Origin of the sequence: Nitrospirillum bahiense (assembly GCF_007828025.1) — a bacterium.
Taxonomy (GTDB): domain Bacteria; phylum Pseudomonadota; class Alphaproteobacteria; order Azospirillales; family Azospirillaceae; genus Nitrospirillum; species Nitrospirillum amazonense.
The window spans coordinates 146,853-159,598 of the sequence record NZ_VITO01000002.1 but is presented as its reverse complement, the minus strand read 5'-3'; the positions used below and the strand labels follow the sequence as shown (position 1 = coordinate 159,598).

Sequence of the window (12,746 nt, the reverse complement as noted above, 5' to 3'; positions counted from 1 at the left end):
ATTTTCCTTTCCCGTCAGATCAGGTCCCGTCAGATCACGCCTTCAAACAGCCAGCTGAACCCAGCCGCCGCCGGCGGCGCTGTTGGCCACGGCTGTTTCGATGAAGGCCATGCCCCGCAAGCCGGCGTCCACGCCGGGCAAGGTGCCGTCCGGAGGCAGGCGGCCGGCATGGATGGCGGCGGCGAAATCGCGGTAGAGGTTGGCGAAGGCCTCGATATAGCCCTCGGGATGCCCGATGGGCAGGCGGGTGGCGGCCTGCGCCGCCGCGCCCACGGCCCCGCCACCGGCGTGCAGCACCTCGGTCCGGCCGTCCAGGCCGTTGATGGTCAGGGTGTTGGGGGTTTCCTGCGACCAGTCGAGCCCGGCTTCGGTGCCGAAGACCCGCAGGCGCAAACCGTTCCGGTCACCGGCGGCGATCTGGGAGGCATGGAGCACCCCAGGCACGCCGGCCGCCGTGCCGTCATCGAACCGCAGCAGGATGTTGCAGTCGTCATCCAGGCGCCGGCCCGGCACCAGGATGGACAGGTCGGCGCACAGGCGGGTAACCAGCGCGCCGGTGACGAATTCCGCCAGGTTGAACGCGTGGACACCAATGTCGCCGATACAGCCGCCGGCACCAGAGCGGCCGGGATCGGTCCGCCAATCGGCCTGCTTGAGGCCCGTGGTTTCCAACGGAGTGGACAGCCAACCCTGGCTGTATTCCACCACCACCTTGCGCAGCCGACCGATGCGGCCCGCCGCCACCAGCGCCCGGGCCTCACGGACCAAGGGATAGCCGGTATAGGTGTGGGTAAGGGCGTAAAGGCCGCGCGCGCCGGCGACGACCTCCGCCAGGTCGCGCATTTCCGCCAGGGTGAGGGCGGCGGGCTTGTCGCACATGACATGCAGGCCCGCGCGCAGGGCGTGGACGCTGGCCGGCACATGGACATGGTTGGGGGTGACGATGGCCACCGCGTCGATGCCGTCGGCACGCTCCCGCTCGGCGGCGATCATGGCCGCGTAGCTGGGATAGGCCCGCGCGGGATCGACGCCGTAGGCAGCACCCCCCTGGCGCGACCGGTCGGGGTCGCTGCTGAACGCACCGGCGACCAGGCGGAACCGGCCGTCCAGCTCCGCCGCCATGCGGTGAACCGGCCCGATGAAACTGCCTGGGCCGCCACCGATGAGGCCAAGGCGCAGAACGGGATTGGACATCCCTTCCTCCCTTCCAGTCATGTCTTGCTGAAAATCCGCAGGTCCTTGGGCAGGCGCGTGACCAGCCCGCCCACGACCAGCAACAGCCCCGCCACCAGGGGCAGGGTCGCCAGGAAGCTCCGGCGCGCGTGATCGGGGTCGAGATCGCGGGCCAGGGCGAAATACAGGCTGCCGATCAACGCCGCACCGGACGCGGCACCCAGCTGCTGGACCGCCTTCATGGTGCCGGACGCGGCACCGGCATGGGCCACGTCCACATCCGACAAGGTCACAGGCCCCAGCGGACCGCCGGTCAAGCCCATGCCCGTTCCCGTCACCAGCAACGCGCCGCCAATCGCCATCAGGGGCGCCTGCGCCGAAATCAGCGCGAACAGCACCACCAGGCCGGCGAACATGATCACCACGCCGATGCCGATGAGACGCAGGCCGATGCGCGGCAGGGCCCGCCGGGCGACGACGCCGATCGCCACCGAGGCGCCCACGGCGTAGGGCACGTGCACCAAGGCCGTCTCCAGCGGCGAACAGCCCAGGCCGTATTGCAGCGTCAGGGTCAGGATGAACAGCAACCCCGCCGTCACCACCTGGAAACAAAGGGAGATGCAGACACCGACGGTGAAGCCCCGGTTGGCGAACAGGCCGGGGTCCACCAGGGCCGTGCCCGTCGTCGACCGCCGCCGGATATGCCGCATGAACAGCAGGCCCAGGAAGGGCGCCAGGGCCAGCGACGCCAGGCACCACCAGGGCCAGCCAGCCTCCCGCCCCTGCATCAGCGGCAGGATGACGGCCAGCAAGGTCGCGGCGATCAGCAGCGTGCCCAGGACGTCCACGCCGCTGGCCCGCGATGACCGCCCAAGCGGCAGCACCCGCCAGGCGCCGATCAGGCCGGCCACGCCCAGGGGGCCGTTGATCAGGAAGATGGGCCGCCAGCCCAGCCCAAACAGGTTGGCCTCGATCAAGAGGCCGCCCAGGATGGGCCCGAGAACGGCCGCCAGCCCGCCCAGCACACCGAAAATGGCCAGGGCGCCGATACGCTCCGCCGGCGGGTACATCACCTGGATCAGGGACATCACCTGGGGCAGCATCAAGGCGGCGGCGGCCCCCTGCGCCAGGCGCGACAGCACCAGCAGGGCCGGGCTCGCCGCCGCGCCACACAGCAACGATGTCACGGTGAAGCCGGCGACACCCACCATGAACAAGCGGCGGTAGCCGTGGGTATCCCCCAGCCGGCCACCCGTGATCAGCAACACGGCGAAGGCGACGGCATAGCCGGCCACCATCCATTGCATCGCCGCCGGTCCGGCCCCCAGGTCGCGCTGGATGGAGGGCAAGGCGACGTTGACGATGGTGAGGTCGATCAGGTCCATCATGAACGCGCCGGCGACGATGACCAGGGCCGATTTCCGGCGCCCTGGGGACATGGCGGCGGCCTGATCGATGGCGGACGCCGCCCCGGGCCGAGGCCCGGCCGAAGCCACGCCCGTCATTTGGCCCCCGCGCTGAACTCTGCCCACTCCTCGACGATCTTGCCGCAGCGCAGCCGATCATGCTGGGTGATGACGGCGCCCGCCTCTCCGGCCTTGAGCTGGCCACGGAAATGAAGCACCCCGACGTCGCCGTCCAGGGCCACCGTCTCGATGACGAAGCGCGAGCCGGGCATGCCGGTCATCTTCTCCCACTGGGCGATGGTGCTGTCGCGGGTGGCGCCGAACGGCGGATTGCGCTGCACCATGTCGGCGGCGGCGAAGGTTTCATAAGCGCCGCGGGCGTCCTTGCGCGCCAGCAGCTGGGTCGCGAAGTCCTGGAACAGTTTCGCGGAATCATCTCGCGTCATCGCCTGGCCGGGGGGACAACCACCCCCGTCCGCCGCCTGCGCCGTCGCCGCGACGCCCAAGATCCCCATCACGCAGAACACGGCGGCCCGGTACCAACGCATGTCGCTCCTCCCCTTTATTGTCGTGGCGGCGCTCAGCAGCGCTTCGCAAGCCATAACATGAATTCAGATTATAATTCTATATGGCATGCGCTATGATGATCCGGCTGGCGATCTTCACTCCCATCCCAGCATTCCCCCCGCCGCCCCTCCCCTAATGGGAGGTGGTGGCTTTTTTCTCGCTCTCGCGCTTCCCAGGGGCCAAGCCGGCGCGGGGCTTAGAACGATCATAATAAGAATTATTATTCTTATCGCCTGCTGCGAAACCGATTTTGTTGCAAACCATCACCATTATAAAAATCGGGAGGCGCTATCTGTGAAGGCGTACAAGATGTTGGCGGACGCTGCCGTCGCCTTGTTCCTGTTGCCGGCCGCCGCGTCAGCCCAGCCGACCATCCAGCTCAGCTCCAGTGAAATCCGTGGTGCGGAAAAAGGCGTGGTCGACGAATTCCTGGGCATCCCCTACGCCCAGGCCCCGGTAGGCCCACTGGCTGGCCTTCATGAAGCAAGGCGATCCCCACCCCACCCGGTGCCCCGTGGCCCCGAGTGGCGTCTCCAGCGAGGCGCGCTTTGCGGCATTCAAGGACTACGTCGCCTCCGGCGGCCGGCTTTCGCTTTTTTAGCGGATCGGTGTCGCGAGAATGATGGCGGGATATTCCAGCCCTTTCAAATCGACCTGGACCCCGCGCAGCAAACCTCAGCCGGATTCCCCCGGCGTTCACGAGGGCCGAAACCGCAGGCATCGTCCCGCCGCCTAAATCAGCCCCAGTTCCAGGCGCGCGCTTTCGGTCATGCGTTCCCGGGTCCAGGGCGGGTCCCAGACCATATCGACCAGCACCACGCTGACCCCCGGCACCAGCGAGACCAGGTTCTGGACCTGCCCCGGCAGCGTCGTCGCCACGGGACAGGCGGGTGTGGTCAGGGTCATGTCGATATGGACCAGGCCGTCACGGCGGACCAGCACCCGATAGATCAGGCCGAGATCGACCAGGTTGACCGGTATCTCCGGATCGCGGACGGTGCGCAGCGCCTCGAACACCGCCGCCATCAAGGCGGGGTCGCCGTCGTCCGCCGCCCCGTCCGCCAGCAGTGGTTCTTCCCGGATGACACGCATGGATGCCGCCCCCTATTCCGTCTTCAGCGGCACGGGCAGGCCACCACCTTTCACCGCCGCCTCCAGCGTGTGCCAGGCCAAGGTCGCGCACTTCACCCGCGTGGGGTAGGCCTTGACCCCCGTCAGGGGCTGCAGCCGCTCCCCCTCCTCCGCCAGGGCGTCGGGCAAATCACCACCGCCCCCCGTCACGGTGCCATGGAAGTGGCCGAACAGGGCCTCAGCCTCCGCCAGCGTCTTGTTCAAGACCACCTCCGTCATCAGGGAGGCGGAGGCGGTGGAGATGGCGCAGCCCTTGCCCTCGAAACTGACTTCCACGATGCGGTCGCCCTCCAGGCGCAGGAAGATGGTGACCTTGTCGCCACACAGCGGGTTGTGGCCGTGGGCGAAGTGGCTGGGCGCGGCCAAGGTCCGGAAATTGCGGGGGGAACGGCCGTGGTCCAGGATGATATCCTGGTAAAGATCGCGCAAATCCATGGGGGTGCCCTTCCTATCGCGCCGCGACGCCGAACAGCTTTTGCGCCGCGCGGATGGCCTCGGCCAGGCGCTCCACATCAGCCTCCGTGCTGTAGACCCCAAACGAGGCGCGGGCCGTCGCCGGCAGGTCCAGCCGGTCCATCAGGGGTTGGGCGCAATGGTGGCCGGCGCGCACCGCGACGTCATGCTGGTCGAAAATGGTGGCCAGATCGTGCGGGTGGATGCCGTCCACCAGGAAGGACAGGGCCCCCAGCCGGCTGCCGCCCGCCGCCACCAGGCTGACACCCGGGATTTCCGTCAGCAGCGCCTCGGCATACCGGGTCAGGGCGGCCTCATGGTCACGGATGGCGGCGCGGCTCAGCCCGTCCATGAAGTCCAGCGCCAGGGCCAGGCCGATGGCGCCGGCGATGTCGGGCGTCCCGGCCTCGAACCGCTGGGGGGCGTCCTGGTAGGTGGTCTCAGCGAAGCTGACGGTGCGGATCATGTCGCCGCCGCCCTGCCAGGGGGGCATGGCGTCCAGCAGCGCGCGCTTGGCGTACAGCACGCCGATGCCGGTAGGGCCATAGCATTTGTGGCCAGAGAAGACGTAGAAGTCGCAATCCAGCGCCCGCACGTCCACCGGCAGGCGCGGCACCGCCTGGCATCCGTCCAGCAGGACCAGGGCGCCATGCGCGTGGGCCAGACGGACCACCGCCTCCACCGCCACGACATGGCCGGTGACATTGGCCAGGTGGGTCATGGCCACCAGCCGGGTGCGCGGGCCCAGCAGGCCCCGGAACGCCACCAGATCCAGGGCGCCATCGGCGCCGATGGGCGCCACCACCAGCTCTATCCCCAGGCGCTGGCGCAGCATCTGCCACGGCACGATATTGGAATGGTGCTCCAACTCCGACACCACCACCTGGTCACCGGGGCGCAGAAAAGCCGGCCCCCAGCTTTGCGCCACCAGGTTGATGCCCTCCGTGGCACCGCGCACGAAGACGATCTCCGACGCGTCGGTGGCGTTCAGGAAACGCGCCACCGTTTCCCGCGCCCCCTCGAACCGGGCGGTGGAACGGGCGCTCAGGCCATAGACGCCGCGATGCACGTTGGCGTAGTCGGTACGGTAGAACTCGGCCATGCCGTCGATCACGGCGCGCGGCTTCTGCGCGCTGGCGGCCGTGTCCAGGAAGGTCAGGCCGGGATTGCGCCCGAAGATGGGAAACTGGCGGCGGACGGCCATCGGATCGAACGCGGCGCCATCGGGCCGGCTCGCGGCCCGGTCTTCCAGCAGCAGGGTCATGACGCACCCCCATCCAGCCAGCGCCGCAGGTGCCGGCGGGCCAGGACGGCCAGCGCATCCGGCAGGCCGGCGGCATCGATGGCGTCGATGGCGAAGGCCTCCACCAGCATGCGGCGGGCGGTGTCCGGATCGATCCCGCGGGCCTGGAGATAGAACAGCGACGCCTCGTCCAGGCTGCCGACCGTGGCGCCGTGGCTGCATTTCACGTCGTCGGCCAGGATTTCCAGTTCCGGCTTGGTGTCCACCCGCGCCTGGGGGCTGAGCAGCAGGTTACGGTTCAGCTGGCGCGCGTCGGTGCCGTCCGCGCCCGGCGCCACGGCCACGGTCCCCAGGAACACGCCGTGGGAAGCCCCCGCCAGCACGCCCTTCACCACCTCCTCCGTGCGGCAGCCCAGGCCCAGATGATCGGCCCGGACCGACAGGGTGGCCTCCTGCCCGCCGTCCAGCAGATAGGCGCCGTGCAGGCGGAATTGCGCCCCGTCGCCGGCCAGGGTGACCGCCACGTCCCGCCGGGACAGGCGCCCGCCGGTGATCAGGGCGCAGGCCTCATACCGGGCCTGGTCCGCCAGCACGGCCCGCACCGCCGCCGTGTGGCAGGCGGCCGGGTCCTCCGCCTGGATGTGCAGGTGGGTCAGCGTGGCACCGGCGCCCAGGGTGATGACGCCGACGGTATTGCCCCAGCCGCCCCCCGTGCCCATCGCGGTTTCCACCACCGTGGCCTGGGCGCCGGCACCGAGGGCAATGTGCAGGCGGGCGTGGGCGGCGGACGTGGTGTGGTGGATGATCTCCACTGGCGTTTCCAACGCCACGCCCGGTTCCAGCGCCAGGACCACCCCGTCGGTGAACAGCGCGGCGTTCAGGGCGGCAAATGCCTCCTCACCCTCCCCGAAGGCGCGTTCCAGCATATCCGGGCGGCGGCGCAGCGTCTCCGCCGCCGAGGCCAGCCACACGCCGGTCGGCAGGGCCCCACCGGCCGACAGCGCGGGCGCGAACCGGCCGTCCACCAGGACCAGCCGGTGGGTGGGAACAGGCAGCAGCCAGGGCGCCAGCGACGCCGGTGCCGGCCCATCGCCGCCGCCCGTCGCCGGCAGGGGTGGCGCTGGCAGGGGTGGTGCTGTGATCAGCGGTTCCAGGTCGGTGAACCGCCAGGCTTCCTGACGCCGGGTGGGAAAGCCCAGCAGGGCGAAGCGGTCCATCGCCACCCGCCGGCGGGTGGTGAGCCAGGCGGGTTCCGCCACCGTGGCCAGCACCTGGTCGAAGGCGTCGCGAAACGGCGCGCTATCGTCTGTCATCAGCATGGCATCGCCCCCGCTCAAGCCGCGTCGCCCAGATAGGCGTAGCCGGTGCGTTCCAATTCGGCGGCGAAGGTCTTGTCACCGGACGCGACGATGCGTCCGTCGGCCAGCACGTGCACCCGATCGGGCACGATATAGTCCAGCAGCCGCTGGTAATGGGTGATCATGACGATGGCGCGGGCCGGATCGCGCAAGCGGTTGACACCATCCGACACGGCGCGCAGGGCGTCGATGTCCAGGCCGCTGTCGGTTTCATCCAGGATGGCCAGCTTCGGCTCCAGCATGGCCATCTGGAAAATCTCGTTCCGCTTCTTCTCCCCGCCCGAGAAGCCGACATTGACCGCGCGCCGCAGCAGGTCGTCGCCGATGTCCAGCAGCTTCAGCCGCTCCCGCACGGCCTTCAGGAACTGCTGCGCGTCCAGTTCCGCCTGGCCGTGCTGGCGGCGCCCGGCGTTCAGGGCCGCGCGCAGGAAGTACATGTTGTTCACGCCCGGTATCTCCACCGGGTACTGGAAGGCCAGGAACACCCCTTCCCGCGCCCGTTCGTCCGCCGGCATGGCCAGCAGGTCCTGGCCCAGGTAGCGCACCGTGCCCCCGGTCACCTCATACCCCGGCTTGCCCGCCAGCACACTGGACAGGGTACTTTTGCCCGCACCGTTGGGCCCCATGATGGCATGCACCTCCCCCGCCGCCACGTCCAGGTCGATACCCTTCAGCACCTCCCGCCCATTGGCGATGCGGGCCCGCAATCCACGGATTTCCAGAAGCTTGCTCATGATGGTTCCCTTCGCTGGGTCGGGGTTTGCGGGGGTATCTGGCGGCCTAGCCCACGCTGCCTTCCAGGCTGACGGCCAGCAGCTTCTGCGCCTCGACCGCGAACTCCATGGGCAGTTCGTTCAGCACTTCCTTGCAGAAGCCGTTCACGATCAGCGACAGGGCGTCCTCCGCCGTCAGGCCGCGCTGCTGGCAATAGAACATCTGGTCTTCGCTGATCTTCGACGTCGTCGCCTCATGCTCCACCTTGGCGCCCGGATGGCGCACGTCGATGTAGGGCACGGTGTGGGCGCCGCAGCGCTTGCCGATCAGCAGGCTGTCGCACTGGGTGTAGTTGCGGGCGCCGTCGGCGTTGGACAGCACCTTGACCTGGCCGCGATAGGTGTTCTGCCCCCGGCCGGCCGAGATGCCCTTGGAAATGACGGTCGAGCTGGTGTCGCGCCCGATGTGGATCATCTTGGTGCCGGTGTCGGCCTGCTGGCGGTTGTTGGTGATGGCCACGGAATAGAAGGCGCCGGTCGACCCTTCCCCTTCCAGCAGGCAGCTGGGGTATTTCCAGGTGATGGCCGACCCCGTCTCCACCTGCGCCCAGCTGATCTTGGACCGGGCGCCACGACAGGCACCGCGCTTGGTGACGAAGTTGTAGATGCCACCCTTGCCGTTCTCATCCCCGGGATACCAGTTCTGGACGGTGGCGTACTTGATCTCCGCATCCTCCAGCGCCACCAGTTCCACCACGGCGGCATGCAGCTGGTTTTCGTCCCGTTGCGGCGCCGTGCAACCCTCCAGATAGCTGACGTAGGCGCCCCGGTCGGCGATCAGCAACGTGCGCTCGAACTGCCCCGTCTTGGCGGCGTTGATGCGGAAGTAGGTGGACAGTTCCATGGGACAGCGTACGCCCGCCGGCACATAGACGAAGGACCCGTCGCTGAACACGGCGGAGTTCAGGGCGGCAAAGAAGTTGTCACCCTGCGGGACGACGGAACCCAGGTAGCGCCGCACCAGCTCCGGATGCTCCTGCACCGCCTCACCAAAGGAACAGAAGATGATGCCCAGGTCGGCCAGCTTGTCCTTGAAGGTGGTGGCGACCGACACGCTGTCGAACACGGCATCCACCGCCACCCCGGCCAGGGCCGCGCGCTCCCCCAGGGGGATGCCCAGCTTCTCGTAGGTTTTCAGCAGTTCGGGATCGACCTCGTCCAGACTCTTGGGGCCGGACGCGGCCTTGGGCGCGGAATAATAGCTGGCGGCCTGGTAGTCGATGGGGGCGATGTTCAGCTTGGCCCAATCCGGCGGCGCCATCGTCTGCCAGCGGCGGAAGGCCTTCAGCCGCCATTCCAGCAGCCACGCCGGCTCCCCCTTCTTGGCGGAGATGAAGCGGACGGTGTCCTCATTCAGGCCGGGCGGCGCATCTTCCGTCTCCACATCGGTGATGAAGCCGTACTTGTAACCGTCCGCCTGGACGATGCCCTCCAACAGGCCGGTGGACGGGGCGTTGCTGGCGGGGCGGTTCGCGGTCGCGCTGTCCGACATGGCGGTCCATCCGATCGTGGCTGGGTCTTGGCTGAGCAGGATGATCAGCAACCGCCGTGCCAGCCGCTTGAAGTCAGGATTCCTGCGCCTTTCCAAAGGATTGGCCACGTCGGCAACCGGACGTTTGTTGCAATCCCGACAGGGGGATTTGGAACGAACGCCGCTGCCACCCGTGCTTTCCGCCGCCAACGCCACCGGCACGTTTCCTGCAAAACCGGCCATCGACAGGACCAGGAACAGAGGCGGCGCCATGATCACCGAAGCGGTTTCCCAGCGGACGATCTTTGAGGCCATCGGCGGCCAGGCGGCCGTCGACCGGCTGGTGGAGGCGTTCTACCATCAGATGGACACCCTGCCGGAGGTGCGCGGCCTGCGCGCGATGCACGCGCCCGACCTGACGGAAACCAAGCGCGTGCTGAAGCTCTATCTGGCCCAATGGATGGGCGGCCCCGCCGACTATTCGGCGGAGCGCGGGCACCCGCGCCTGCGGGCGCGGCACCTGGGCTTCACGGTGGGGGTGGCGGAGCGTGACGCCTGGCTGCTGTGCATGAGCCGGGCGCTGATGACCACCGTGCCCGACGCGGATTTGCGCGGGGCCATTCTGCAGGCGCTGACGCCCTTAGCCGACTGGATGCGCAACCAACCGGGACAATAATGCCCTCAGCCACTGTAGGACGCGACCGCGTCCTACAGTGGCTGAGGGCCCAATAAAACAGACGCCGCGGCCAGCATGGTGATGGCCGCGGCGTCTCCGGAAAGGGGCGGCCTAGGCGGCGACCTCCCCCTTCAGGCTCTCGATCTCAGATCGCGGCAGGCGGAACACACCCCGCCCGCCGGCGAGGGCCTGGTAGGGGCCAGTAGCTTTCAGGCTCAGCAGGTTGAACCAGGCCTGGGCCGGAACGGCGGCCGGCCGCTCCCCTATCTCCGTCACCGTGCCGTCCGGCGCGAAGCGGACGTGGATCATCACCGTCTCGACGTGCATCCCTGTTCCCCTCGTCAGAAGCCGGAGCCGAAGCCCAGCAATTCAACCTTGATGGGTTCGGTCCCCAGCACCTTGGCCTGGCAGGCCAGGCGCGATTTCGATCCCACCCCGACCATGGCGTCCAGCCGCTCATTCTCCTCCCGCGCGATGCGGGACAGGCCCTTGCGCCCTTCCTGGACAAAGACGTGGCAGGTCCCGCACGAGGCCTTGCCGTCGCATTTGTGGGTCAGGGTCTCGTCCGCCGCCAGGATGGCGGCCAGCAGGGTCATGCCCTCGGCGGCGTCTACGGTCTTGCCGGACGGCAGGATGGTAAGCAGCGACATTTCCAAAAGCTCCCTCAAGGTCTTGGTCAGTGGTCAATAAATCGCCGCCCCGGCGCCGACGTTGACCGACGCGTCCTTCATCGTCTCGACGATGTGGGCGATCTGGTCCTCGCTGAGGTGCGTGTGGAACGGCAGGGCGATGGCGCGGTCCGCCACCTTCTCCGTGACGAAGTAGTCGCCCCGGCGGTAACCCAGGTCGAAGTAATGCCGCTGCAGATGCAGGGGCTGGCCGAAGGCGGCGGCCTCGACCTCGGCCAGCCGCAGATCGTCCACGATGGCGTCGCGGCTGGAGCGGGAAAAGCGCGTGCCCAGATGTACCTGGTACAGGAACCAGTTCACCTCGGTGACGTCCGGCCCGACATAGGGGTCCTTGATGCCTTCGAACGACTGGAGGTACTTGAAATACAGGTGCTGCACGCCCCGGCGTTTCTCCAGGATCTCATCCAGGCGGCGCAGTTGCGCCAGGCCCAGGGCGGACGCCAGGTCGCTCAAGGCCGCCTGATAAGGGGGCGTGCCGCCCACCACCACGGAGGTACGCTCGGCCAGGCGATGGCGGCATTGCCGGCGCAGGGCCATGGCGACGTCCACGTCATCGGTCACCACCATGCCGCCCTCGCCACAGCACAGCGCGCCGGGCTGGGAGAAATCGAACACGGCGGTGTCGCCGAAGGTCCCGACCAAGCCGCCCAGGTAGCGGGAGCCGATGGCCTCGGTGCTGTCCTCGATCAGCACCAGGCCGTGCCAGTTGGCCAAATCCCGCAACCCCGCCCAGGCGGCCGGGTGGCCATTGGTGTTGGCGGCCACGATGGCGCGCGTGTCGGGCGTGATGCGAACGGCCACCTTGTCCGGCGCCAGCGTCCCCGCCCAATAGTCGATGTCGGCGAAGACCGGGCGGGCGCCGGACAGGCTGACGGCATGCTGGGTCTCGCGGAAACCGTAGGGGGAGAGGATGACCTCCTGCCCCGGGCCGATGCCATGGGCGCGCAGCGCCATCAGCAGGCCCAGCGTGCCGCTGGACACCGCCACCGCGTGGCGCCGGCCGAGATATGCCGCGAACGCCTCCTCGAACGCCTCCGTCACAGCGCAGGCGGCCAGGTTGGGGGTGCGCAGCACCCGCTCCACCGCCGCCAGTTCCGCCGGCGTGATGTCCGGGTCGCTGAGGCGGATCAGGTCCACCGCCGCCGGCACCTCGGCCAGCGCGGTCATGATCCCACCCGCCGGGCCAGCAGCACGCCGGTGGCATCGGCGGGTTCCGCCGTCAGGCGCACGCAATGCCCGCTGCCGTCCAGCAAATGCACGTCAAAACCGCTGTAGCGGCGGAAGGGATCCTCCGCCACGTCCGACGCGTCGCAGCGCGTCCAGGCCAGGTGGGGCAGCTGGCGGCGCAGGGTGGCGAAGGCATCCTCGGATGCGGCGGCCAGGACCGCATCCGACAGAACCGCATCCAACGTCCCCAGGTCTTCCACGCTCAACGCCATGTCGTCCCCCGTCATTGCCAGAACTGCCGGTCGGCATCCACGTTCAGCAGGTCCAGCAGGTCGCCCAGCCGGCCGAAGGCGCCGTGCGGTTCCCAGGTCCCCTGGGCGTGGTCCTTGCGATACAGCCGCCAATACCCCTGGCTGAACTGGATCAGCGCCACGTCGATGACCCCGCCCTCGCGATCCACGTTGCGGGAACAGCAGGGGCTTTCGATGCGATAGCCGCCCTGGGCCGGCACGACGCTGGGCCGGACGTAGAGGTAGCGCTGGCGCGCCTGCAACGCGCGCTCGATGCGCTTGCGGTCCACATCGTTGGGATGCCCCGCCACGGTGAGACCTTGCGATGCCGCCATCATGCACATACCTC

At 68.6% G+C, this 12,746-nt stretch carries 16 protein-coding genes; 1 reads left to right on the top strand and 15 read right to left on the bottom strand.

The window, feature by feature from the left end:
* Positions 1 to 42: 42 nt before the first annotated feature.
* From FBZ88_RS03380 to sufB, 10 genes are all read right to left on the bottom strand, one after another.
* Positions 43 to 1,194 (bottom strand): Gfo/Idh/MocA family protein, encoded by a 1,152-nt coding sequence (locus FBZ88_RS03380; RefSeq protein WP_145615435.1) that lies wholly within the window; start codon positions 1,192 to 1,194, stop codon positions 43 to 45.
* A 17-nt stretch (positions 1,195 to 1,211) separates the two neighbouring features.
* Complete coding sequence (locus FBZ88_RS03375) at positions 1,212 to 2,678, bottom strand: MFS transporter (protein WP_145615434.1); 1,467 nt, start codon at positions 2,676 to 2,678, stop codon at positions 1,212 to 1,214.
* Positions 2,675 to 3,127 carry a nuclear transport factor 2 family protein gene (locus FBZ88_RS03370; RefSeq protein ID WP_186464179.1) on the bottom strand — a complete coding sequence of 151 codons (453 nt, stop codon included), beginning with the start codon at positions 3,125 to 3,127 and terminating at the stop codon, positions 2,675 to 2,677. Before FBZ88_RS03370 ends, FBZ88_RS03375 begins: the two co-directional genes overlap by 4 nt.
* A 376-nt stretch (positions 3,128 to 3,503) precedes the next feature.
* Positions 3,504 to 3,626 carry a hypothetical protein gene (locus FBZ88_RS31230; RefSeq protein ID WP_281290100.1) on the bottom strand — a complete coding sequence of 41 codons (123 nt, stop codon included), beginning with the start codon at positions 3,624 to 3,626 and terminating at the stop codon, positions 3,504 to 3,506.
* Between the two features lie 252 nt (positions 3,627 to 3,878).
* Entirely contained in the window at positions 3,879 to 4,238 is a 360-nt protein-coding gene (locus FBZ88_RS03360) for an iron-sulfur cluster assembly protein (protein ID WP_145615432.1), read from the bottom strand.
* Positions 4,239 to 4,250: 12 nt separating this feature from the next.
* Positions 4,251 to 4,712 carry a Fe-S cluster assembly sulfur transfer protein SufU gene (gene sufU / locus FBZ88_RS03355; RefSeq protein ID WP_145615431.1) on the bottom strand — a complete coding sequence of 154 codons (462 nt, stop codon included), beginning with the start codon at positions 4,710 to 4,712 and terminating at the stop codon, positions 4,251 to 4,253.
* A 13-nt stretch (positions 4,713 to 4,725) separates the two neighbouring features.
* Positions 4,726 to 5,994 (bottom strand): aminotransferase class V-fold PLP-dependent enzyme, encoded by a 1,269-nt coding sequence (locus FBZ88_RS03350; RefSeq protein ID WP_145615430.1) that lies wholly within the window; start codon positions 5,992 to 5,994, stop codon positions 4,726 to 4,728.
* Positions 5,991 to 7,292, bottom strand: coding sequence for a Fe-S cluster assembly protein SufD (gene sufD / locus FBZ88_RS03345; RefSeq protein ID WP_145615429.1), 1,302 nt, complete (start codon positions 7,290 to 7,292; stop codon positions 5,991 to 5,993). The genes FBZ88_RS03350 and sufD overlap by 4 nt, the downstream gene beginning before the upstream one ends.
* A gap of 14 nt (positions 7,293 to 7,306) precedes the next feature.
* The gene (sufC, locus tag FBZ88_RS03340; protein WP_145615428.1) at positions 7,307 to 8,065 is read right to left on the bottom strand and encodes a Fe-S cluster assembly ATPase SufC; all 759 of its coding nucleotides are present in this window, start codon (positions 8,063 to 8,065) and stop codon (positions 7,307 to 7,309) included.
* A 46-nt stretch (positions 8,066 to 8,111) separates the two neighbouring features.
* Positions 8,112 to 9,596 carry a Fe-S cluster assembly protein SufB gene (gene sufB / locus FBZ88_RS03335; RefSeq protein WP_186464178.1) on the bottom strand — a complete coding sequence of 495 codons (1,485 nt, stop codon included), beginning with the start codon at positions 9,594 to 9,596 and terminating at the stop codon, positions 8,112 to 8,114.
* 250 nt (positions 9,597 to 9,846) lie between these two features.
* Here sufB and FBZ88_RS03330 point away from each other — a divergent pair, with 250 nt between their 5' ends.
* Complete coding sequence (locus tag FBZ88_RS03330) at positions 9,847 to 10,251, top strand: group II truncated hemoglobin (RefSeq protein ID WP_145615427.1); 405 nt, start codon at positions 9,847 to 9,849, stop codon at positions 10,249 to 10,251.
* A 111-nt stretch (positions 10,252 to 10,362) separates the two neighbouring features.
* On the opposite strand, the gene FBZ88_RS03325 is transcribed toward FBZ88_RS03330, so the two are convergent.
* The 5 genes from FBZ88_RS03325 to FBZ88_RS03305 are packed head-to-tail and all read right to left on the bottom strand — an operon-like array spanning position 10,363 to position 12,735.
* The gene (locus FBZ88_RS03325) at positions 10,363 to 10,578 is read right to left on the bottom strand and encodes a hypothetical protein (RefSeq protein WP_145615426.1); all 216 of its coding nucleotides are present in this window, start codon (positions 10,576 to 10,578) and stop codon (positions 10,363 to 10,365) included.
* A 14-nt stretch (positions 10,579 to 10,592) separates the two neighbouring features.
* Complete coding sequence (locus tag FBZ88_RS03320; RefSeq protein ID WP_040843166.1) at positions 10,593 to 10,901, bottom strand: 2Fe-2S iron-sulfur cluster-binding protein; 309 nt, start codon at positions 10,899 to 10,901, stop codon at positions 10,593 to 10,595.
* 33 nt (positions 10,902 to 10,934) lie between these two features.
* On the bottom strand, positions 10,935 to 12,107 hold the full coding sequence (locus tag FBZ88_RS03315; RefSeq protein WP_145615425.1) for a DegT/DnrJ/EryC1/StrS family aminotransferase: 1,173 nt from the start codon (positions 12,105 to 12,107) through the stop codon (positions 10,935 to 10,937).
* Positions 12,104 to 12,394: a hypothetical protein gene (locus FBZ88_RS03310; protein WP_211102495.1), complete on the bottom strand. Its 291-nt coding sequence runs from the start codon at positions 12,392 to 12,394 to the stop codon at positions 12,104 to 12,106. The genes FBZ88_RS03315 and FBZ88_RS03310 overlap by 4 nt, the downstream gene beginning before the upstream one ends.
* A complete protein-coding gene (locus FBZ88_RS03305; RefSeq protein WP_211098537.1) occupies positions 12,391 to 12,735 on the bottom strand; it encodes a DUF3024 domain-containing protein in 345 nt (114 codons plus the stop codon). Before FBZ88_RS03305 ends, FBZ88_RS03310 begins: the two co-directional genes overlap by 4 nt.
* Positions 12,736 to 12,746: the final 11 nt, after the last annotated feature.

Excerpts from the sequence above, each read along its gene's own strand:
- FBZ88_RS03380 (WP_145615435.1), bottom strand. The coding sequence starts at position 1,194 with ATGTCCAATCCCGTTCTGCGCCTTGGCCTCATCGGTGGCGGCCCAGGC.
- FBZ88_RS03375 (WP_145615434.1), bottom strand. The coding sequence starts at position 2,678 with ATGACGGGCGTGGCTTCGGCCGGGCCTCGGCCCGGGGCGGCGTCCGCC.
- FBZ88_RS03370 (WP_186464179.1), bottom strand. The coding sequence starts at position 3,127 with ATGCGTTGGTACCGGGCCGCCGTGTTCTGCGTGATGGGGATCTTGGGC.
- FBZ88_RS31230 (WP_281290100.1), bottom strand. The coding sequence starts at position 3,626 with ATGAAGGCCAGCCAGTGGGCCTACCGGGGCCTGGGCGTAGGGGATGCC.
- FBZ88_RS03360 (WP_145615432.1), bottom strand. The coding sequence starts at position 4,238 with ATGCGTGTCATCCGGGAAGAACCACTGCTGGCGGACGGGGCGGCGGAC.
- sufU (WP_145615431.1), bottom strand. The coding sequence starts at position 4,712 with ATGGATTTGCGCGATCTTTACCAGGATATCATCCTGGACCACGGCCGT.
- FBZ88_RS03350 (WP_145615430.1), bottom strand. The coding sequence starts at position 5,994 with ATGACCCTGCTGCTGGAAGACCGGGCCGCGAGCCGGCCCGATGGCGCC.
- sufD (WP_145615429.1), bottom strand. The coding sequence starts at position 7,292 with ATGCTGATGACAGACGATAGCGCGCCGTTTCGCGACGCCTTCGACCAG.
- sufC (WP_145615428.1), bottom strand. The coding sequence starts at position 8,065 with ATGAGCAAGCTTCTGGAAATCCGTGGATTGCGGGCCCGCATCGCCAAT.
- sufB (WP_186464178.1), bottom strand. The coding sequence starts at position 9,596 with ATGTCGGACAGCGCGACCGCGAACCGCCCCGCCAGCAACGCCCCGTCC.
- FBZ88_RS03330 (WP_145615427.1), top strand. The coding sequence starts at position 9,847 with ATGATCACCGAAGCGGTTTCCCAGCGGACGATCTTTGAGGCCATCGGC.
- FBZ88_RS03325 (WP_145615426.1), bottom strand. The coding sequence starts at position 10,578 with ATGCACGTCGAGACGGTGATGATCCACGTCCGCTTCGCGCCGGACGGC.
- FBZ88_RS03320 (WP_040843166.1), bottom strand. The coding sequence starts at position 10,901 with ATGTCGCTGCTTACCATCCTGCCGTCCGGCAAGACCGTAGACGCCGCC.
- FBZ88_RS03315 (WP_145615425.1), bottom strand. The coding sequence starts at position 12,107 with ATGACCGCGCTGGCCGAGGTGCCGGCGGCGGTGGACCTGATCCGCCTC.
- FBZ88_RS03310 (WP_211102495.1), bottom strand. The coding sequence starts at position 12,394 with ATGACGGGGGACGACATGGCGTTGAGCGTGGAAGACCTGGGGACGTTG.
- FBZ88_RS03305 (WP_211098537.1), bottom strand. The coding sequence starts at position 12,735 with ATGATGGCGGCATCGCAAGGTCTCACCGTGGCGGGGCATCCCAACGAT.